Source organism: Nereida ignava (genome assembly GCF_047114695.1).
In the GTDB taxonomy this organism is placed as follows: Bacteria; Pseudomonadota; Alphaproteobacteria; order Rhodobacterales; family Rhodobacteraceae; genus Nereida; species Nereida ignava.
This window is the reverse complement of record NZ_CP112885.1, coordinates 1,025,210-1,046,149: the sequence shown is the minus strand read 5'-3', so window position 1 is coordinate 1,046,149 and position 20,940 is coordinate 1,025,210. Positions and strand designations below refer to the sequence as shown.

Here is a 20,940-nt window from a genome sequence, read left to right as displayed (position 1 = left end):
GGGGTGTAAGGCCCGCGCGGTATCAGGGTCGATATGCGGTGTGTCAAACCGGAACAATTCAGGACGTCCTGAGCGCAGTTTAGTGCGGGGGCGTTAACGGTGTCTTAGACCACCGTGCGGTGCACGCCCCCGCTGATAAGTTACAGTGCCAACAGCCTGCTAGGCGGCAGGGGCAGCAGGGGCAAAGCGGCCATAAAAGCTTTGTCCCTTGTCGGCCATCTCACGCAAAAGCGCAGGGGTCGCAAAGCGTGCCCCGAACTTTTCGCTAAGCGCATCACAGCGTTCTGCCGCGTAGGGCGCGCCAATGATATCAAGCCACGACAGCGGCCCGCCAGACCACGGCGCAAAGCCCCAGCCAAGGATCGCGCCAACGTCACCTTCGCGGATGTCCATCAGAACACCGTCCTCAAGGGCGCGTACGGCCTCAAGGGTTTGGGCAAACATCAGGCGGTGCTGGACCTCGATGATGTCAGGTTGCGCATCGCGTGTGGGGTATTTGGCGGCAAGACCGTCCCACAGCAACCCGCGCTTGCCTTTGTCGTCATAGGCGTAAAAGCCCGCGTTGGCTTTGCGGCCCAAGCGGCCCTCATCGGCCATCCAGAACAGTACCTCGTCCACGGCGCCGTCAGGGTAGGCATCGCCCATTGCGGCTTTGGTGGCTTTGGCGATTTTCACACCCAGATCGACAGATGTTTCATCGACCAATTGAAGCGGGCCAAGGGGCATGCCCAGTTGTTTGGCCGCATTTTCGATCAGGGCGGGCTGCACACCCTCGGCGACCATGCGGATGCCTTCGTTGATGTAGGGAATGATACAGCGGTTGGCGTAGAAAAAGCGCGCATCATTAACCACGATCGGGGTCTTTTTGATCTGGCGCACAAAGTCGAGAGCTTTGGCCGTGGCGCGATCACCGGTTTGCGCGCCTTTGATGATTTCCACCAACAACATTTTGTCGACAGGTGAGAAAAAGTGGATGCCGATGAATTGCTCTGGGCGTGCACTGGCTTTGGCCAACTCAGAAATCGGCAAGGTCGAGGTGTTGGTGGCAAAGATGCACTCTGCGTCCACGACGGCTTCGACTTTCTTGGTGACGTCTGCTTTGATCGCCACGTCCTCAAAGACCGCCTCAACTATCAGATCACAGCCCGCAAGGGCGTTGTAATCTGTGGTTGCGGTGATCTGCGCCAGCACGGCCTCTTTCTTTTCGGGCGTGGCTTTTTTGCGCGCGATGCCTTTGTCCATGTAGGTGGCGGTGTAGTCTTTGCCTTTGTCCGCGGCCTCTTGGCTTTGGTCCAGTAAGACAACCTCGATGCCCGCAAGGGCGGAGACAAGTGCGATGCCCGCGCCCATCATGCCCGCGCCCAGAACGCCGACTTTGCGCACGGATTGGTCACTGACTTCCGCCGGACGCACAGCACCTTTTTCAAGCGCTTCTTTGTTGATGAAAAGCGAACGGATCATGGCAGAAGACGATGGGTTCATCAGCACATTGGTGAACCAGCGCGCCTCAATTTTGATGGCTGTATCAAAAGGCACCAACGCGCCTTCATAGACCGCCGACAAAAGCGCCTTGGCCGCAGGAAATGCGCCTTGGGTTTTGCCGTTGACCATCGCCGAGGCCCCCACATAGGTCATGAAACCCGCAGGATGGTAGGGCGCGCCGCCGGGCATTTTGTAACCCTTTTCGTCCCATGGTTTGACGATCTTTGGCTCGGAGAGGACCCATTCTTTGGCGGCTGCAACGGGATCATCCGCGATCTCGTCGATGAGGCCAGCCGCTTTGGCGCGCGCAGGGTCGCTTAGCTTGCCTTCCAGCAGAAATGGCGAGGCACCCATGGCGCCCATCTTGCGCACAAGCCGCGTTGTGCCGCCCATGCCGGGGAAGATGCCAACCATGATTTCAGGTAGGCCAATTTTGGCTTTGGGGTTGGGGGCTGCAAAAATGCGGTGGCACGCAAGGGGTAGTTCAAACCCGATACCAAGGGCCGTGCCGGGCAGGGCCGCTGCGATTGGCTTGCCGCCTTTATTGGTTTTGGGGTCCATGCCTGCGCGCTCAATCTTGCGCAAAATAGCATGGGTGGCCATGAGGCCGTCCATCAGACCGCGCGCAGGTGCGTCACCGGCCATCTCTTTCATCTTGGAGATGATGTTCAAATCCATACCGCCTGCAAACGAGCCGGGTTTGCCAGAGGTCAGCACAGCGCCTTTGATAGCATCATCGGCCAGCACTTGGTCAATGAGCGCGTCAAGGTCGTCAAAGCCCTGTTGGTTCATCACGTTCATGGATTTGCCAACGGTGTCCCACACGATTGTGGCCACGCCGTCTGCGTCGATGTTCATAGAAAAGTCAGACATATCAATGGCTCCTTACACGCGTTCGATGATTGTTGCGGCACCCATGCCAGAGGCGATGCACAAAGTGGCCAAGCCAACTTCTTTGTCTGCGCGCTCCATCTCATCAAGCAAAGTGCCGATGATGATTGCGCCGGTCGCCCCAAGGGGGTGCCCCATGGCGATAGACCCGCCGTTCACGTTGACCACGCTATCGTCCACATCAAAGGCCTGCATAAAGCGCAGCACAACCGAGGCGAATGCTTCGTTTACCTCAAACAGATCGATGTCTTTGATCGACATCCCCGCATCCGCAAGGATCTTTTCAGTAACGGGCACAGGTCCGGTCAGCATGATGGTGGGGTCGGTGCCAATTTTGGCCGTCTGACGGATGCGAGCGCGCGGCTTCAGCCCGTGCTTTTCGCCAAATGCCTTTGAGCCGATCAGAACGCCCGCTGCCCCATCAACGATGCCTGACGAGTTGCCCGCATGGTGGATGTGGTTGATTTTTTCGAGGTGCGGATACTTGAGCAGCGCGACTTTATCAAAGCCGGGCATAACTTCGCCCATGGCCTGAAACGCGGGGTTCAAACCGCCCAGTGACTGCATATCCGTTTGGGGGCGCATGTATTCATCATGGGCCAGAATATCGAGACCGTTTTGATCGCGCACGGTGATCATGGAATTGGCGAAACGGTTGTCATCCCACGCGGCTTTGGCGCGTTGTTGTGATTTCACGGCAAGCTCATCCGCATCGGTGCGGCTGAAGCCGTACTTAGTGGCGATGATATCGGCAGAGATGCCTTGGGGGACAAAATACGTGTCCATCGCAACAGATGGATCAACGGCGATGGCCGCCCCGTCACTACCCATGGCAACGCGGCCCATCATCTCAACGCCGCCTGCGATATATGCCTCACCAGCCCCGCCTTTGATCTGGTTGGCAGCAAGGTTCACCGCTTCCATGCCAGAGGCACAAAACCGGTTGATCGCAAGACCGGGGATTGACTGATCAAGGTCTGAGGCCAGCACGGCCGTGCGTGCAAGACAGCCACCCTGTTCCATGACTTGGGTCACGTTGCCCCAGATCACGTCTTCAACGGCGTGACCGCTTAGATCGTTGCGCGACTTCAGTGCATTGAGAATTTGGGCAGACAGGCGCACGGATGTGACTTCGTGCAGTGAGCCGTCTTTGCGGCCCTTTCCGCGCGGGGTGCGAACGGCGTCATAAATATAGGCTTCAGACATGAGGGTAGTCTCCTTGTTGGGCGGGGTCAGCGGGCAAATTGCGCCGCGTCAAATCGTGAAGGTGGGGCAGGGGATGCCGGCGGGATATGAGTATTTGGCCCAAAGCGAAGCATAATCTGCTTGGCTGTTATTTGGGCTTAACCAAGAGGTGCTAAAGCTTGCGGCGCGGTACAGGCTGGAGAGCCGATGACCGTCCGAAGCGAAGTCCCCAACGTGTGCTGCAGCGCGCATTGGGGCTTCCACTTCGCTTTGGTTGAAATACTCAAATCCTGACATCTGCTGCTCCGGCAAGGGGTGGTTCAGAATTGTTCGGCTTCAAGGGTCATGACAGTGTCCGCACCGCTTTCGATACGTGCCAAATGGGTTGCTGTGACCGGCAAGCATCGCGCCATGTAATATTTACCAGTGGCGATTTTGGCCTCGTAAAAACTTGTGTCTGAGGCGCCAGCATCCAGAGCCGCATAGGCAGCTTTGCCCATCTTGGCCCAGACCAGCCCCATGCAGACCTGACCGAACAAGTGCATGAAGTCATAGCTTCCTGACAGTGCGTTATTGGGGTTTTTCATCCCGTTTTGCATGAAATACATCCCCGCCGCCTGCAGGTCTTTTGATGCGGCTTTCAGGGGTGTCAGGAAGTGGGTGTTTAGCGCTTCGTGTTCGGCGTTGTCTTTGATGAAAGACTTCACCAACTCGAAGAACGCCATAACGGTTTTACCACCGTTCAGCCCAAGTTTGCGTCCCACCAGATCAAGGGACTGCACGCCGTTGGTGCCTTCATAGATCATGGTGATGCGCGCATCGCGTACAAACTGCTCAAGGCCCCATTCGCGGGTGAAACCGCTGCCGCCAAGGGTTTGTTGCGCGTTAACGGCGGTTTCAAACCCTTTGTCGGTCAGGAACCCTTTGATGATGGGGGTCAACAGCGAGATCATCGCCTCGGCCTCGGCATCATCTTCGCGCACGGCTTGGTCAATCATCGTAGCGCCCCAAAACGTGAACGCGCGCGCGCCCTCAACAAAGGCCTTTTGCTCCATCAAGTTGCGGCGCACATCAGGGTGCACAATGATCGGGTCTGCGGGCTTTTCAGGCGCTTTGGCACCTGTGACATCGCGGCCCTGAAGACGGTCTTGGGCAAAAGCCGCAGCGTTTTGATAGGCCACAACACCCTGCGCATAGCCTTGCAGGCCGACGCCGATACGCGCTTCGTTCATCATTGTGAACATTGCGCGCATGCCTTTATTTTTTTCGCCAATCAGATAGCCGGTCGCTCCGTCATAATTCATCACGCAGGTGGCATTGCCGTGGATGCCCATTTTCTTTTCCAACCCGCCGCAAGACAGATCATTGCGCGCGCCCAAGCTGCCATTTTCATTGACCAAAAACTTTGGCACAATAAACAAAGACACGCCCTTGATGTCATCCGGCTCGCCCGGAATTTTCGCCAGAACCAGATGCACGATGTTGTCGACCATGTCGTGCTCACCGGCTGAGATCCAAATCTTTTGACCGCTGATTTTGTAGCTGCCGTCCTCTTGGGGGGCGGCTTTGGTGCGCATTAGGCCAAGGTCTGTACCGCAATGGGGTTCGGTCAGGTTCATGGTGCCGCCCCATTTGCCTGCGATCATGTTGGGCAGATAGGTTTGTTTTTGCGCATCCGTGCCGTGCGCCACGATCGCTGACATCGCCCCGTGGGCCAAGCCTTGGTACATGTTGAACGCCATGTTTGCAGAGCTGAACATCTCACCCACGGCGGTTTGCACAATGTAAGGCATGCCTTGGCCGCCGTACTCCTCGGGCATATCAAGGCCCATCCATCCACCTTCGGCCACGGTTTCGAACGCTTCTTTGAACCCGTCAGGGGTGCGCACAACGCCGTTTTCAAGGGTGCAGCCTTGCTCATCGCCAACGGGGTTCAGTGGGGCTGTGACGTCCATCGCCAGCTTGCCTGCTTCTTCCAGAACGGCGCTGGTGAAATCTGCATCAAGGTCGGCGTAGCCGCGTGTGCTAAGCTCGGAAATGCGCAGTGTCTCGTGAAGCACAAACGCCATGTCTTTGGTGGGGGCTGTGTAATGGGGCATAACGGATCTCTCCCTGATCGGTACTTTTTAGTTAGGTGTGTCGTTTGCGTTGCGGGCGATAATTTCGGCCCCCCACGCAAGTTGTTCTTTGAGGTCTTCGATCGCCTCGGTCAGTTCATCGCGCTGGGCGATCATTGCGTTCAGGCGGTCTTGGGCAATCTGGTAGGTGCGCTTGAGCTGGGTCTGCTGCTGGTCGCCCATGTCATACAGATCAAGCAACTGTCGGATGTCCTCAAGGCTGAACCCAAAGCGTTTGCCACGCAAAATCAGCTTCAGCCGCGCGCGGTCACGTTTGGTGAAAAGGCGGCGCTGGCCTTCGCGGATCGGGAACAGCAGTTCCTTGGCCTCATAAAAGCGCAATGTGCGGGCAGTGACGTCGAATGCCTCGCACATTTCACGGATGCTCATCATGCGGTCCGTGACGAAAAGATCATCCGGCGTTGTGGCGCCCGCAGAGGTGTGCGCCAACGTGGTGTGGGGGGTGTCTACATGTGTCATGCCCAAGTGCTAGCAAACAGTTGACGTTAACGTAAATGTAACGCCGCGTCACTTTTCGCAAGGTAAACAACTCGTGAATCAAACGTAAATTATCAACCGATTTCCATGGCCTAAAGTGCCCTGAAATCAGCAAAAAATCGCTATGTTTATTGGGGTTTTGTCGTGGTCGCTCGGGTGGGCTTAGGACGACAGCTCATTTGCTGTGAGATCGCGCAGGCGGCGCAATTCTTCGGTGGTTTCAACCAATTGACGCTGCTGTTCTTCCAGTTCGGCCAGTTGCACATCAGCCAGCTCAACCCATGCGCGCATCTGCGTCTCGGTGCCCTCATGATCATAGATCAACAGCCACTGACGGATATCTTCAAGTGGGAAACCAAAGCGGCGACCGCGCAAAATAAGCGTCATGCGGGCACATTCACGGGTGCTGTAAAAACGTGCGCGGCCTTCTTTGCGCGGGGTCAGAAGTTCAATGTATTCGTAATAGCGCAGGGTGCGCGGCGTGACATCAAACCGGGTACACATCTCTTTGAAGCTGAGGTCTTCGGTCATGTTCACGGGGCAAATACTCCTGAAAAATCTGTTCTGACTTTACGGCAAGTCGGGGGCGTCTTGCAACCGCTTCGCCGGTGGCGCATCACGAAATAGACTTGCACAAGGTGTTTGGCAGGTGAATGTTGCGTATGCGCGGTGCTGCATAATTTTGTGCCCGCTGCACCGCGCTTTGTGATGCGCACTGACGGAGAACCGCTAAGATGACCACCCCTGAAAATGCTGATCGCCAAGCGCGGATTGCTGCGCAATTTATCGCGGCGATTCCACATTCGACTGCCTTGGGTATGCAGGTGCAAAGCGTGTCCGGAGGGGTCGCCGAAATCACCATGCCGTATGACAAAAAACTGGTGGGGGACCCTGCTACAGGGGTGATCCACGGGGGCGCCGTGTCGGCGTTGATGGATACATGCGGCGGGGCTGCGGTGCTGTGCCATGACGCGGGGCCGATTGGGACGGCGACCATTGATTTGCGCATTGATTATATGCGCGCGGCCACGCCAGGTCAGACTATTACTGCGCGGGCGGAATGCTATCACGTCACGCGATCGGTCGCGTTCGTGCGGGCCACTGCGATGGATGAAGACACGGGGCGGCCCGTGGCCACGGCAACCGGTGCCTTTACGGTGGAGTTTGCGAAATGAGCGCGTCTGACAAAAACACCCGCCCCGCGCCCGAACCGGTTCAGGTGGTCAAACAGCGTCGTGACCGTGCGCTTCAGGCGTTGGTGTCGGGCATTCCCTATGTGCAGTTTTTGGGCATTGAATTTGACCGGCGCGGTGATGAGCTGACGGCGACTCTGCGTTATGATCCCAAGTTGATCGGCAATCCGCTTTTGCCTGCGATACACGGCGGGGCAACGGCGGCTTTTCTGGAGACAGCGGCGATTATTGAGCTGGGCTGGGCGCGGGTCTGGAGCGACGTTGAAAGCGGTGCGCTGGACGTTGAGACGATGACACCCGAGAGCCTGCCGCGCTTGCCCAAGACGATTGATTTTACTGTGGATTACCTACGTTCGGGCTTGCCCCGCGATGCCTATGCACGGGCGCGGATCAATCGGTCGGGGCGGCGGTTTGCCTCTGTGCATGTTGAGGCGTGGCAAGACAACCGCAGCAAGCTTTTCGCCCAAGGGACGGGGCATTTCGTGATGCCAGAGCTGAACGATGGTGCGGATGCAGCCCCGCGTGATCGCGGGTGAGTACCCAAGCGCCTGATCCCAAAACGCAGCGCCCCAAGGACGCAGCCGCGGGTCATTTGACCCATAAACGTGTGCTGCACATCGCGCTGCCGATTGTGTTGTCCAACGCCACGGTGCCGATTTTGGGCGCTGTTGATACGGGCGTTGTGGGGCAAATTGGTGATCCTGTGCCCATCGGGGCGGTGGGGATCGGCGCGATTATTCTGAGTGCGATTTACTGGGTTTTCGGGTTCTTGCGCATGGGCACAGCGGGCCTGACAGCACAGGCCGCCGGTGCACGCGACGAAGGCGAGATGGCGGCGCTGCTCTCGCGGGCGATGCTGATTGGGATTGGTGCTGGCATGGTGATTATTGCCGCCCAAGTGGCCCTTTTTGCAGGGGCGTTCATGATTTCGCCTGCCAGTCCGCAGGTTGAGGGCTTGGCCCGCGAATACATGAGCATCCGTGTCTGGTCCGCGCCTGCGGCCATCGCGCTTTACGGCATTACCGGTTGGTTGGTGGGGCGCGAAAACACCATGGGCGTGTTTGCCATTCAGCTGTTGGTGAACCTTGCTAACATGGGGTTAAGCGTGCTGTTGGGGCTGAAACTTGGCTGGGGCGTAAGCGGCGTGGCTTGGGCCACGGTTATGGCCGAGTGGTCCGGTCTGGCCTTTGGGTTGTGGCTGTGCCGCGGGGTATTTTTGGGGGCCTATTGGCGCAGCGTGGCGCGGGTTTTTGATAAAGCGCGCTTGGTCAATATGATGTCCGTCAACACAGATATTATGATCCGGTCGGTGTTGCTGCAGGCAATTTTCGTGTCTTTTCTGTTTTTCGGATCGGGAATGGGCGATGTGGATTTGGCCGCAAACCAAATCCTGTTGCAGTTTTTATATGTGACGGCCTACGCCATGGACGGTTTTGCCTTTGCCGCCGAGGCGATCGTAGGCCGTGCGATGGGCGCGCGCGATCCTGCGCGGTTGCGGCGCGGGGCCATTTTGACAAGCGGATGGGGGTTGGGCATTTGCGCGGTGTTGGCGCTGGCTTTTGCGCTGGCTGGTGGGGCGGTGATTGATGTGATGACCACCGCGCCCGATGTGCGCGCGGCGGCGCGAGAGTATCTGCCTTACATGGTTGCCGCCCCCCTGCTTGGGACCGCGTCATGGATGTTGGACGGCATTTTCATTGGAGCCACTCGCAGCCGCGATATGCGCAACATGATGTTGGTCTCGGCGCTGATTTATTTTGCCGGTGCGGTGGTGTTGTTGCCGACCCTTGGCAATCACGGCCTGTGGCTGTGTTTACTGCTGAGTTTTGTGGCGCGCGGCATTTCGTTGGGTCTTAGGTACCCGGCCCTTGAACGGGCCGCGGCGCGCTGATCAAAGCCAGCGGTCGCGGTCTGTGCCAACAGCGTCTTTGACGTTGACGAACCCGTCTTGGCGCAAAAGCGTATCCACCCCGTTTGCAAGGTCTCGGACCAACGAAAGGCCGCCGTAAACCAACCCTGAATAGAGCTGTACCGCAGAGGCGCCCGCTTTGATTTTGGCATAGGCCTGTGCCGGTGTCGCCACGCCGCCCACACCAATAAGTGGGATATCCGTCAGACCAGAGAGCCGCGCCAAAATACGTGTCGACATCTCGAAGAGGGGTTGGCCCGACAGCCCGCCCGCTTCATTTGCGTGTGCCGAATTAAGCCCGTCGCGGCGCAGGGTGGTGTTGGTGGCGATGATTGCATCAAGGCCCGCGTCATTTGCCACGTCCGCCACATCCGCAATGTCTGCATCGCTGAGGTCCGGCGCGATTTTGAGGAACACGGGCGTTGTGCCGCGCACCGCCATTACGCCCGCCAGCAATTCGGCGAGGGCCGCTTTGCCTTGCAGGTCACGCAGCTTTTCGGTGTTGGGGCTTGAGACGTTCACGGTTGCAAAATCGACCACGTCGCGGACCCGCTCCATCACGGTAGCGAAATCTGCTGCGCGGTCCGTGCTGTCTTTGTTGGCGCCAAGGTTTAGGCCCACGGGGATCGCGCCATCTGCTGTGGTTTTGCGCGTGGCCAGTCGCGTTGCGATGGCGTCCATGCCGTCATTGTTAAAGCCAAAACGGTTGATCACCGCCGCATCTTCGGTCAGCCGAAACAGGCGGGGTTTGGGGTTGCCCGGCTGGGGGCGGGGCGTCGCGGCACCCACTTCCAAAAAGCCGAAACCTGCCTGCTGAAGCTTGCCAATGGCTTGCGCGTTTTTGTCAAAACCCGCGGCAAGGCCGATGGGGTTGGCGATGTTTATGCCCGCAATTTGAGTTGCCAGCCGTGCGTTCGTGATAGGGCCGGGCGTTGGGGCGAGGCCTGCGTTGAGTGCTTTCAGCGACAATCCGTGGGCGGTTTCAGGATCAAAGCTGCGCAGAACGCGCATGCCAACGGTTTCCATGATGTTTTCGATGATGCTCATGTCATATCCGCCGGAAAGCGATGTTGCGCGCCGTCCCATGGCAGGGGCACGGCCCATTTTGCCTCGTCCAGACGAAGGTCGCGGTAAAGGTGGGGGAAAAGATCACCGCCGCGTGAGGGCTCCCACTTTAGCGCGTCGCCCAAGTTGTCAGCGTCATAGGCCAGCAGCCACAGGTCTTCGACACCTGCAAACCATTTGGACGCGGTCTCGCCTGCCTGTGCTGCGGTTGAGAAGTGGACATAGCCATCGGCGACATCAATCGGCGCGCCTTGGGTCTGGCCCGCGTCTTGGAGGGCGGCCCATTCATCTGACCGCAGGATTTTATAGATCAACATGGGGCTTCAAGTGCCGCCGAAATGTGCAGCCGTCAAGCATCTGTTACGTTATTGGGCCATGAAGTGCCCATGGTAGGCGATGCCTACTGGACACAATTCACCGGGTGCGCCACGCTTGCGCTATCTGACAAAGGGGATTCCACATGATTAATCGTCTGCTTACTTCTGTTGCTGCTTTGGCGGTGAGTGCGGGGGCTGCTGCCGCTGACTATTCACTGACGATTTTGCACACAAACGACTTTCACGCGCGCTTTGAGCCGATCAGCAAATATGACGGTCCGTGCTCGGCGGAAGATAACACCGAAGGCAAGTGCTTTGGTGGCTCTGCCCGTTTGGTGACAGCCGTTGAAGACGCACGTGCACGCAGCAACAACTCTATTCTTGTGGATGGCGGTGATCAGTTTCAGGGCTCGCTCTTTTATACGTATTATAAAGGCAAAGTTGCCGCCGAGATGATGAACAAAATGGGCTATGACGGGATGACCGTGGGCAACCACGAGTTTGACGATGGCCCAGAAGTGCTGCGCGGGTTCATGGATGCGGTGGATTTCCCGGTCTTGATGTCAAACGCGGACTTTTCGGCAGAACCTGCTTTGGCGGATAAATTGCTGAAATCCACAGTGATTGAACGCGGTGGTGAGAAGATCGGCATGATCGGTCTGACCCCAGAAGACACAGACGAGCTGGCCTCACCAGGCCCGAACATCAGCTTCAGTGACCCCGTTGCTGCCGTGCAGGGCGAAGTGGACCGTCTAAGCGCGCAAGGCATCAACAAGATTGTTGTGCTGTCACACTCTGGTTTTGATGTAGACAAGCGCGTTGCTGCAAACGTGACGGGCGTTGATGTGATCGTGGGCGGGCACTCAAACACGTTGCTGTCAAACACCCAAGAGCGCGCGGTCGACGTTTATCCCGTGATGGTTGGCGACACGGCAATCGTGCAAGCCTATGCCTACGGCAAGTTTTTAGGCGAATTGAACGTGACTTTCGACGATGCGGGCGTGATCACCCAAGCCGTGGGCGAGCCGATCATTACATCGTCTGAGGTGGGTGAAGACGCCGGCACTGTGGCACGCATTGCCGAGTTGGCCGCACCGCTTGATGAAATCCGTCAGAAAGTTGTGGCCAGTGCCGCAGCCCCGATTGAAGGCGACCGTGCGGTGTGCCGCGTGATGGAATGTGCCATGGGCAACTTGGTGGCGGACGCCATGCTCGAGCGCGTTGCAGACCAAGGTGTGACAATCGCTATTGCAAACTCTGGAGGTTTGCGGGCCAGCATCGACGCAGGCGAAGTGACAATGGGCGAGGTCTTCACTGTGCTGCCGTTCCAAAACACGTTGTCGACGTTCCAGATTGATGGTGCGGGTGTCATTGCGGCACTTGAAAACGGTGTGAGCCAGATTGAAGAAGTAAAAGGCCGCTTTCCACAGGTTGCGGGTTTGAAGTTCACATTTGATCCCACGGTGGCACCAAATGAAGGCCGTATCCAAGACGTGATGGTGCAGACCGCAACGGGCTTTGAAGCGATTGATCCAGCAGCAACGTATTCGGTTGTAACGAATAACTATGTCCGTAACGGGGGTGACGGCTACAAAATGTTCGCAGGTGATGACAAAAACGCCTACGACTTTGGGCCGGACCTTGCGGATGTTGTTGCGGAATACCTGGCAAAATCAGGGCCTTATGCGCCATATACAGATGGTCGCATCGCGGTAAAATAAGCCTGTAGCATTTATGTTTAATCACGGCGCGTGGGGTTTCCTGCGCGCCGTTTTTGTTTGAATTTGGTGGCGATTTCTTGGCGTAATCAAGCGGGGGGACACACGGCGTTCGTATGCCCCCCTTATGAACTTGACCAGCACTAATTAGTTAATGAACTATGTAGGATGTCCGTCCACTTTTAGTATCTAATTGCGACTAAGTGAAAATACGATGAATCCGGCGGACAAATTGCGAAATAGTTGCAGAATTGATTAGTTGGACGCATGCAGATGTGGTGATTAGCGGGGTATCGGGTCTGTAGGAGCAGATCAGCTACAACCGCTTGACGATTGTCGCGCACTGACTTATTCGGACAGCAGCGCGGGTGTTGTGTAATGGTAAGACCTCAGCCTTCCAAGCTGATGATACGGGTTCGATTCCCGTCACCCGCTCCAATCTTATCCCTTCAGATTTTCGGACTGCGTGTCGCAGGTTACGGCTGTGGCTTGGCTTGCTCCTGTGCGGGGGGAGGGCTATAGCGATCTCGCACTGATAATTGAGGCCCCATGGCGCGTTCCAAAACTCCCCCGCCCAACACAACTGACGAAGAACGCGCCAAGTCGAAGGACTTTGGGGCCCTGCGTGGTTTGGTACCGTTTATTAAGCCTTACACGGCGCTTTTGGTGGCGGCGGTTTTTGCGCTGATCTCGACGGCGGTGATCAGTTTGGTGTTGCCGTTGGCGGTGCGCCGCGTGGTGGATAACTTCAACACCGGTGACGCGGAAATCCTTGATCAGTATTTCTTGGCTGCACTGGTCGTGGCGGGCCTTTTGGCGTTGGGCACGGGGCTGCGGTTTTATCTTGTCACCCGTCTTGGCGAGCGGGTCGTGACAGATATCCGCATGGCCGTATTTGACCGCGTTATCGGTCTGTCGCCTGCATTTTTCGAAAAGATCATGACCGGTGAAGTGCTCAGCCGGATCACGACGGATACGACGTTGATCCAGTCGGTCATCGGTTCGTCCATATCGATCGCGGCACGTAACGCGTTGATTTTGCTGGGTGGTATGGTGTTGATGCTGTTGACCTCGGCCAAGCTTACGTCGTTGGTGCTGTTGATCGTGCCCGCAGTAATTGTGCCGATCATTGTGTTGGGCCGCCGTTTGCGGGTGCTTAGCCGCGAGAACCAAGACTGGATCGCGGCGTCCTCAGGCACTGCGTCCGAGACACTTTTGGCCGTTCAAACTGTTCAAGCCTTTACGTCCGAAGGGCACACACGCGCGCAATTCGCGGATGTGACGGAAAAGAGTTTTGTCGCTGCGAAAAAGCGGGTGCTGACCCGCGCGTTGATGACCGTGATTGTAATCTTCCTTGTCTTCACAGGCATTGTTGGCGTGCTGTGGATCGGGGCAAATGACGTAAGCGCCGGTGCGATGACCGCGGGTGAATTGGTACAGTTCGTGATCTACGCGGTGATGGTTGCGGGCGCCGTGGCGGCCTTGTCCGAGATCTGGTCCGAGTTGCAACGCGCGGCGGGCGCGACCGAGAGATTGGTTGAGTTGTTGCACGCCGAAGATACCGTGCTGGACCCCGCATCGCCTGTTGCGTTGCCCGATGCAAAGCACGGCACAGTCAGCTTTGAGGACGTCACTTTCCGCTATCCCGCGCGGCCCAATGCGGCGGCGCTTGACGGTATTTCGTTCAGCGTGAAGCCCGGTGAAACAGTAGCACTTGTTGGTCCGTCCGGTGCGGGTAAGTCGACGATCATTCAGCTGCTGCAGCGTTTTTATGACCCCCAAGCGGGGCGCATTATGCTGAACGGTGTGGACCTGCGTGATATGGAGCGTGCGGCATTTCGTCGTGCGATCGCCTTGGTTCCCCAAGAGCCGGTCATTTTTGCAGCCTCTGCGGCGGATAATATTCGCTTTGGCATGCCCGCTGCCACGGACGCAGAGGTTATTGCAGCCGCTAAAGCAGCCGCGGCCGATGAGTTTCTAAGCGCGCTGCCCGAGGGGTATGACACTTATGTGGGTGAGCGCGGTGTGATGCTGTCTGGCGGGCAAAAACAGCGCATTGCGATTGCCCGTGCGATTTTGCGTGATGCCCCTGTTTTGTTGCTTGATGAGGCCACTTCCGCGCTTGATGCGGCGTCCGAGCGCGCGGTGCAGCAGGCGGTGCAAACCCTGTCGGCGGACCGCACGACGTTGATTGTGGCGCACCGTTTGGCGACCATCAAGCAAGCGGACCGGATCGTGGTTTTTGATCAAGGCAAGATCGTAGCCACCGGCACCCATGATGAATTGGTTGCACAAGACGGTCTTTATGCGCGGCTTGCGCGATTGCAGTTCACTGCAGAAATGGCTTAAATTTTCGACAATTGCTGTGGTTTTTCGTGGCGTCACACTTGCTGTGATTTGCGTTTGGTCACACGATACTAAAACGCGCGGGCTTTGGTGCGGCGCGTTGTCTTTGGGAGGAGACCACTATGTCCATTTTCGCATCGAAAGATGACATCACTGCGATCAATAACGCGATGCCCTATGCGGACCGCGACAGACCCGCGACGATGTATGCGTTTATGAAGGATGTTAAGGACCGTTTCGGGTCGCGCCCTGCGATTTCGTATCAGATTTTCTCTGGTCCGAAAGATGCAGCCGAGACGCTGACCTGGGATGAATTTTTCGCGCGCAGCGTTCAGGCCGCCAACTTGTTCCGCAGTCTTGGTGTTGGTGAAAAAGATGCTGTGGCATTTGTGCTGCCCAACTGTAACGAGACAGCGGCGACAGTCATTGGCGGTATGATCGCGGGCATCGTGAACCCTGTGAACCCGCTTTTGGACGCCACGCAAATCGGGGCCATTCTGCGTGAGACAAAGGCCAAAGTTGTTGTCACGCTGAAGGCTTTCCCAAAGACTGACGTGGCACAAAAAACTGCCGAAGCGGTAGCACTTGCGCCGAATGTTGAGCACGTGATTGAGGTTGATCTGCTGCGGTATGTGGCCGGCGTCAAGAAGATGATCATCCCGCTGATCCGCCCCAAAAACCCTGTCACCCACAACGCCAAAGTGCACCAATGGGATGCCGCGGTCGGCGCACAGAACACGACGCTTGATTTTGCTGATAGCGAAGGTGACCGCGTGGCGGCTTACTTCCACACGGGCGGTACCACGGGCATGCCAAAAGTGGCGCAGCACCGCTATTCGGGGATGATTTACAACGGCTGGATCGGTGACACGCTGCTGTTTACAGAAGAAGACAATGTGATCTGTCCGCTGCCGATGTTCCACGTCTTTGCGGTCCATGTGATTATGATGGCGATGATCAGTTCCGGCGCGCATGTGGTGTTTCCAACGCCACAAGGTTACCGCGGTGACGGGGTGTTTGATAACTTCTGGAAGCTGATCGAGCGCTGGCAGATTACGTTTGTCATTACTGTTCCGACGGCAATTTCTGCGCTGATGCAGCGTCCGGTAGATGCTGATATTTCATCGATCAAAACGGCGTTTTCAGGCTCAAGCCCGCTGCCTTTGGAGTTGTTCAAGAAGTTTGAAGGCGCGACCGGCGTTAACATCGTCGAAGGCTACGGTCTGACCGAGGCCACATGTCTGGTCAGCTGTAATCCGGTTGGCGGTCTTAAGAAGGTTGGTTCAGTCGGATTGCCGTTGCCGTACACGGATGTGAAAATCCTGATGGACACCGCAGATGGTCCCAAAGAGATGGGCGTTGATGAGATCGGTGAGGTTTGTGTTGATAACCACGGTGTTTATGCGGGCAATACCTACACAGAGGCCGAGAAGAACCAGAACCTCTATCATTTTGACACATATTTGCGCACGGGCGATCTGGGTCGAATTGATGAAGACGGCTATCTTTGGATTACCGGACGGGCCAAGGATTTGATCATTCGCGGTGGTCACAACATTGATCCTGCTGAGATCGAAGAGGCCCTTGCGGGTCACGACGCCGTTGCGATGGTGGGTGCGATTGGTCAACCAGATGCGCACTCTGGCGAGTTGCCATGTGCCTATGTGGAACTTGTTCAAGGTGCGTCTGTCAGCGTCGATGAGTTGATGGAATACGCCAAGGCCAACATCCATGAACGCGCGGCTTTCCCCAAGTATATTGAGGTTTTAGACGAGCTTCCCAAGACCGCGGTTGGCAAAGTCTTCAAACCTGATCTGCGCAAATCTGCGATCACGCGTATTTACGACAAGGCGCTTTCTGATGCGGGTTTGGCGGTGCGCGTGGCCGAAGTTCAAGACAACAAGAAGCAGGGTTTGCTGGCCATGCTGACTCCTGTTGAGGGCGTAAGCGACGCGCAAGTTACAGACGTATTGGGCAGCTTCACACGGCCTTGGCAGTGGGCCAACTAAAGCGCTTCACATCATAGCGGCGTGATCGGGCTTGCAATGCGCCCGCGCGCCGCGCCATACATTGCGGTGACCCCTTAAGGCACGCGCAGGGAGGGCGGTGATACATCGTCTTGCGGGTGCTTTTTGTTAACGCGCGGTGATAAACACCGCCCCTTCAGGAGCCGACATATGCAAGAGCTAACTCATTATATCAATGGTGCCCACGTCAAAGGAACCTCGGGCCGTTTTGCGGATGTGTTCAACCCCGCTACAGGTGAAGTTCAGGCGCAGGTGCCCTTGGCCTCTGAGGCTGAAATGGCCCATGCCGTTGAGGTTGCAGCACAGGCACAGCCAGCGTGGGCAGCGGTGAACCCGCAGCGCCGCGCACGGGTGTTGATGAAATTTGTCGATCTGCTGAACCGCGATATGCAAAAGCTGGCAGAGGCTCTGAGCCGCGAGCACGGCAAGACTGTTCCAGATGCCAAAGGGGACGTGCAGCGCGGTCTTGAGGTGGTTGAGTATTGCATCGGTGCGCCGCATCTTTTGAAGGGCGAATACACCGACAGCGCGGGCCCCGGTATTGATATGTATTCCATGCGCCAAGCGCTTGGGGTGACGGCGGGCATTACGCCGTTCAACTTTCCTGCGATGATCCCGATGTGGATGTTTGCGCCCGCGATTGCCTGCGGTAACGCGTTTATCCTCAAGCCGTCCGAGCGTGACCCATCCGTGCCTCTGATGCTTGCGGAATTGATGGAAGAAGCCGGCTTGCCTAAAGGTATTCTGCAGGTTGTGAACGGCGATAAAGTGTCCGTCGATGCAATCCTTCACAATGACACCATTCAGTCCGTTGGCTTCGTGGGTTCTACACCTATTGCCGAATATATCTATGCGACGGGCTGTGCGAATGGCAAACGCGTCCAGTGTTTTGGCGGCGCGAAAAACCACATGATCATCATGCCTGACGCGGATATGGACCAAGCTGCAGATGCTTTGGTCGGTGCGGGTTACGGTGCTGCTGGCGAGCGTTGCATGGCCATTTCTGTAGCTGTTCCCGTAGGCGAAGAAACAGCTGACCGGTTGATCGAAAAGCTGGTGCCACGTATTGAGGCGTTGAAAGTCGGGCCGTACACTGCGGGCACTGATGTGGACTACGGCCCCGTCGTAACAGCCGCCGCGAAAGCCAACATTGAGCGTCTTGTGCAAACCGGCATCGACCAAGGAGCAAAGCTTGTTGTGGATGGGCGTAACTTTAATTTGCAAGGATACGAAGACGGGTTTTTCGTCGGCCCACACCTGTTTGATAACGTCACAAAAGACATGGATATTTATAAGCACGAGATTTTCGGCCCGGTCCTGTCAACAGTGCGCGCGCAGTCCTACGAGGAAGCTCTTGGCCTTGCGATGGATCATGAATACGGCAACGGCACAGCGATCTTTACTCGTGACGGCGACGCCGCGCGTGACTTTGCAAACCGCGTGGACGTGGGCATGGTGGGGATCAACGTGCCAATTCCCGTGCCGCTGGCCTACCACACGTTCGGTGGGTGGAAGAAATCTGTCTTTGGCGATTTGAACCAGCACGGACCAGATGCGTTCAAATTCTACACCCGCACCAAAACAGTCACCTCGCGCTGGCCGTCAGGCATCAAAGAGGGCGGCGAGTTTTCCATTCCCGTTATGGAATAAGCGGCTTTGGTTTGGTTGGCGAACTAACCGGACGTCAACTTGAAAAGGCCCTGCATGACTGTGGGGTCTTTTTTGTCTGAGGGAATTAGTTTGGTTCAGAGACGTCATTGGTCTTCAATATCGAGTGGTATTGAAGAATTTCACCGAAAAACAACCTATGGTTGTCTTTGAGTATCTTCTGTGCGACCGTATTAAATAGTGTCGGTAACAAGTGTTGGTATAATGAAAAAAGCGCTGATCACCGGTATCACGGGGCAAGATGGGTCTTATTTGGCCGAGTTTTTGTTGGCTAAAGGGTATGAAGTGCACGGGATCAAGCGGCGCTCTTCATTGTTCAATACAGATCGCATTGACCACATCTACCAAGACCCACATGTGCCAAATGCGCAATTGAAACTTCACTATGGTGATCTGACTGACAGTTCGAATTTGACACGGATTATGCGCGAAGTAGAGCCGGATGAGGTTTATAACCTTGGTGCGCAATCTCATGTAGCAGTAAGTTTTGAGGCGCCTGAGTACACGGCTGATGTGGACGCGCTTGGGACGTTACGGATGCTTGAAGCAATTCGGCTTTTGGGCCTTGAGCAAAAGACCCGCTTTTATCAAGCGTCCACGTCCGAGTTGTACGGCCTTGTTCAAGAGACCCCTCAACGCGAGACAACGCCTTTTTACCCACGCTCTCCGTATGCGGTGGCCAAGCTTTATAGCTATTGGATGACTGTGAATTACCGCGAGGCATATGGTATGTATGCCTGTAACGGGATACTTTTTAACCACGAAAGCCCGCGGCGGGGTGAGACATTCGTGACCCGTAAAATTACCCGTGGGTTGGCAAATATCGCACAAGGGTTGGAAGAATGTCTTTACATGGGCAACATCGACAGCCTTCGCGATTGGGGGCACGCGCTGGACTATGTTCGGATGCAATGGATGATGTTGCAACAAGGTGCGGCGGAGGACTTTGTGATCGCCACTGGCAAGCAATATTCCGTCCGTGAGTTCATTACATGGGCAGCGCAAGAATTGGGGATTACGTTGGCGTTTAGCGGTTCTGGCGTTGATGAAATTGCGACAGTGGATGCCATTGAGGGTGACAGCGCCCCGGGTTTAAGCGTGGGGGACGTAGTGATGCGCATTGACCCACGGTATTTCAGGCCTGCTGAAGTTGAGACCCTACTTGGCGATCCAACGAAAGCAAAAGAGAAGCTGGGCTGGGTACCACAGATCACTGCGCAGCAGATGTGTGCCGAAATGGTGCGTGAAGATTTGAAGACTGCGCGTCGTCATGCGCTGCTGAAAGAACACGGTTACGATTTGCCAATCTCTTTTGGTGAATAGCGGGGCGGTTGGCATGAAAATCTATGTAGCGGGGCATCGCGGGATGGTCGGTGCGGCGATCACGCGCCGCCTTGAAGCACAGCGTGCGGCGGGCGAAAAGCTGGAGATCATCACGCGGAATTCTGACGCGCTGGATCTGACAGACCAAGCGGCAACGCGAGATTTCATGCAGGCTGAACGACCTGATATTGTTATCCTCGCGGCAGCGCGGGTGGGTGGGATTGCCGCGAATAATACACTTCCTGCGGACTTTATTTACCAAAATCTGATGATTGAATGTAATGTGATCCACCAAGCGTTTGAGGCGGGTGTAACCCGTCTGTTGCAGCTTGGTTCGTCCTGCATTTACCCCCGTGCAGTTGGTCAACCTATGGCTGAGGGTGCGCTTTTGACGGGTGTGCTTGAGCCCACGAACGAGCCTTATGCGGTTGCGAAAATCGCGGGCATCAAACTGTGTGAAAGCTATAACCGTCAGCACGGCGTCGATTATCGCTCGGTCATGCCGACCAATCTCTATGGGCCGGGCGATAACTTTCATCCCGAGCATAGCCATGTGATGCCCGCCTTGATGCGCAGGTTTCACGAGGCGGTTCAGAATAACTTGGATGAGGTTGTCATCTGGGGTTCAGGAAAGCCGCGCCGCGAGTTTTTGCACGTAGACGATATGGCTGAGGCAAGCCTGTTTGTGTTGGGGCTTGATGCCGAAACCTACCGCGCCAACACAGAGCCGATGCTGAGCCATATCAATGTGGGTACGGGGCAAGATATCTCAATCGCTGAGTTGGCTGCAATAATTGCCGATGTCACGGGGTTTGAGGGCACCATTCGGTATGACGCCAGCAAGCCTGATGGCACCATGCGAAAGCTGATGGATGTGAGCCGTTTGTCGCGGATGGGCTGGAGTTCGCGGCTTGAATTGGCCGAAGGGCTGCGCCAGACCTACGCGTGGTTTGTGGCGAACCAAGACAGTTTTTGGCGGTAGTTTTTTGGCAAAATGAGTCCTGGATCAAAGTGGATCATCGCAGCGTTCACACAAGCCGATCACAGTTATTCACCTAAAAGTGAGTTGATCCGCGCAGGACGGCCAGCTTAGCGCAGAGGGCTTTTTTTCAAGCAGACATACAAAAATGTGATCAACATCCAAGTGCTGAGACCGTGCGTATCTTCAACATTAAAGTAACTGCGCCGCAAAACGCGGCCG

Annotated in this window: 16 protein-coding genes and 1 tRNA gene; 10 read left to right on the top strand and 7 right to left on the bottom strand. The window is 56.3% G+C overall.

Features of this window, described 5'->3' with window-relative positions; all coding sequences use genetic code 11:
* Nucleotides 1-159: 159 nt before the first annotated feature.
* The 5 genes from OLX08_RS05185 to OLX08_RS05165 form a co-directional block, all read right to left on the bottom strand.
* Nucleotides 160-2,355 (bottom strand): 3-hydroxyacyl-CoA dehydrogenase NAD-binding domain-containing protein, encoded by a 2,196-nt coding sequence (locus tag OLX08_RS05185; RefSeq protein WP_391482933.1) that lies wholly within the window; start codon nt 2,353-2,355, stop codon nt 160-162.
* 12 nt (nt 2,356-2,367) lie between these two features.
* Entirely contained in the window at nt 2,368-3,579 is a 1,212-nt protein-coding gene (locus OLX08_RS05180; protein ID WP_391482931.1) for an acetyl-CoA C-acetyltransferase, read from the bottom strand.
* Nucleotides 3,580-3,878: 299 nt separating this feature from the next.
* Complete coding sequence (locus OLX08_RS05175; RefSeq protein ID WP_391482929.1) at nt 3,879-5,657, bottom strand: acyl-CoA dehydrogenase C-terminal domain-containing protein; 1,779 nt, start codon at nt 5,655-5,657, stop codon at nt 3,879-3,881.
* 27 nt (nt 5,658-5,684) lie between these two features.
* Complete coding sequence (locus OLX08_RS05170) at nt 5,685-6,068, bottom strand: MerR family transcriptional regulator (RefSeq protein ID WP_048599365.1); 384 nt, start codon at nt 6,066-6,068, stop codon at nt 5,685-5,687.
* 267 nt (nt 6,069-6,335) lie between these two features.
* Nucleotides 6,336-6,704, bottom strand: coding sequence for a MerR family transcriptional regulator (locus OLX08_RS05165; RefSeq protein ID WP_391482928.1), 369 nt, complete (start codon nt 6,702-6,704; stop codon nt 6,336-6,338).
* A 203-nt stretch (nt 6,705-6,907) separates the two neighbouring features.
* On the opposite strand from OLX08_RS05165, the gene OLX08_RS05160 reads away from it, so the two are divergent.
* Genes OLX08_RS05160 through OLX08_RS05150 form a run of 3 tightly spaced genes read left to right on the top strand, consistent with a single transcriptional unit; the run spans nt 6,908 to nt 9,257 of the window.
* Nucleotides 6,908-7,348 (top strand): PaaI family thioesterase, encoded by a 441-nt coding sequence (locus OLX08_RS05160; RefSeq protein WP_391482926.1) that lies wholly within the window; start codon nt 6,908-6,910, stop codon nt 7,346-7,348.
* The gene (locus tag OLX08_RS05155; protein ID WP_391482924.1) at nt 7,345-7,902 is read left to right on the top strand and encodes a PaaI family thioesterase; all 558 of its coding nucleotides are present in this window, start codon (nt 7,345-7,347) and stop codon (nt 7,900-7,902) included. The genes OLX08_RS05160 and OLX08_RS05155 overlap by 4 nt, the downstream gene beginning before the upstream one ends.
* Nucleotides 7,899-9,257 carry an MATE family efflux transporter gene (locus OLX08_RS05150; RefSeq protein ID WP_391482922.1) on the top strand — a complete coding sequence of 453 codons (1,359 nt, stop codon included), beginning with the start codon at nt 7,899-7,901 and terminating at the stop codon, nt 9,255-9,257. The genes OLX08_RS05155 and OLX08_RS05150 overlap by 4 nt, the downstream gene beginning before the upstream one ends.
* On the opposite strand, the gene OLX08_RS05145 is transcribed toward OLX08_RS05150, so the two are convergent.
* Entirely contained in the window at nt 9,258-10,322 is a 1,065-nt protein-coding gene (locus OLX08_RS05145) for a quinone-dependent dihydroorotate dehydrogenase (protein WP_391482920.1), read from the bottom strand. It abuts the gene before it with no gap.
* Nucleotides 10,319-10,657 (bottom strand): DUF952 domain-containing protein, encoded by a 339-nt coding sequence (locus OLX08_RS05140; RefSeq protein ID WP_391482919.1) that lies wholly within the window; start codon nt 10,655-10,657, stop codon nt 10,319-10,321. The genes OLX08_RS05145 and OLX08_RS05140 overlap by 4 nt, the downstream gene beginning before the upstream one ends.
* Before the next feature lie 143 nt (nt 10,658-10,800).
* Here OLX08_RS05140 and OLX08_RS05135 point away from each other — a divergent pair, with 143 nt between their 5' ends.
* The 7 genes from OLX08_RS05135 (at nt 10,801) to fcl (ending at nt 20,721) form a co-directional block, all read left to right on the top strand.
* On the top strand, nt 10,801-12,378 hold the full coding sequence (locus OLX08_RS05135; protein ID WP_048599289.1) for a bifunctional metallophosphatase/5'-nucleotidase: 1,578 nt from the start codon (nt 10,801-10,803) through the stop codon (nt 12,376-12,378).
* A gap of 361 nt (nt 12,379-12,739) precedes the next feature.
* Nucleotides 12,740-12,813, top strand: a tRNA-Gly gene (locus tag OLX08_RS05130).
* Between the two features lie 111 nt (nt 12,814-12,924).
* Complete coding sequence (locus OLX08_RS05125; RefSeq protein WP_334067148.1) at nt 12,925-14,724, top strand: ABC transporter transmembrane domain-containing protein; 1,800 nt, start codon at nt 12,925-12,927, stop codon at nt 14,722-14,724.
* Nucleotides 14,725-14,843: 119 nt separating this feature from the next.
* The gene (locus OLX08_RS05120) at nt 14,844-16,730 is read left to right on the top strand and encodes an acyl-CoA synthetase (RefSeq protein WP_391482917.1); all 1,887 of its coding nucleotides are present in this window, start codon (nt 14,844-14,846) and stop codon (nt 16,728-16,730) included.
* A 168-nt stretch (nt 16,731-16,898) separates the two neighbouring features.
* A complete protein-coding gene (locus OLX08_RS05115) occupies nt 16,899-18,398 on the top strand; it encodes a CoA-acylating methylmalonate-semialdehyde dehydrogenase (protein ID WP_391482915.1) in 1,500 nt (499 codons plus the stop codon).
* A 222-nt stretch (nt 18,399-18,620) separates the two neighbouring features.
* Nucleotides 18,621-19,739 carry a GDP-mannose 4,6-dehydratase gene (gene gmd / locus OLX08_RS05110; protein ID WP_391482913.1) on the top strand — a complete coding sequence of 373 codons (1,119 nt, stop codon included), beginning with the start codon at nt 18,621-18,623 and terminating at the stop codon, nt 19,737-19,739.
* A gap of 13 nt (nt 19,740-19,752) precedes the next feature.
* The gene (fcl, locus tag OLX08_RS05105; protein ID WP_391482911.1) at nt 19,753-20,721 is read left to right on the top strand and encodes a GDP-L-fucose synthase; all 969 of its coding nucleotides are present in this window, start codon (nt 19,753-19,755) and stop codon (nt 20,719-20,721) included.
* The last annotated feature ends 219 nt before the right edge of the window (nt 20,722-20,940 follow it).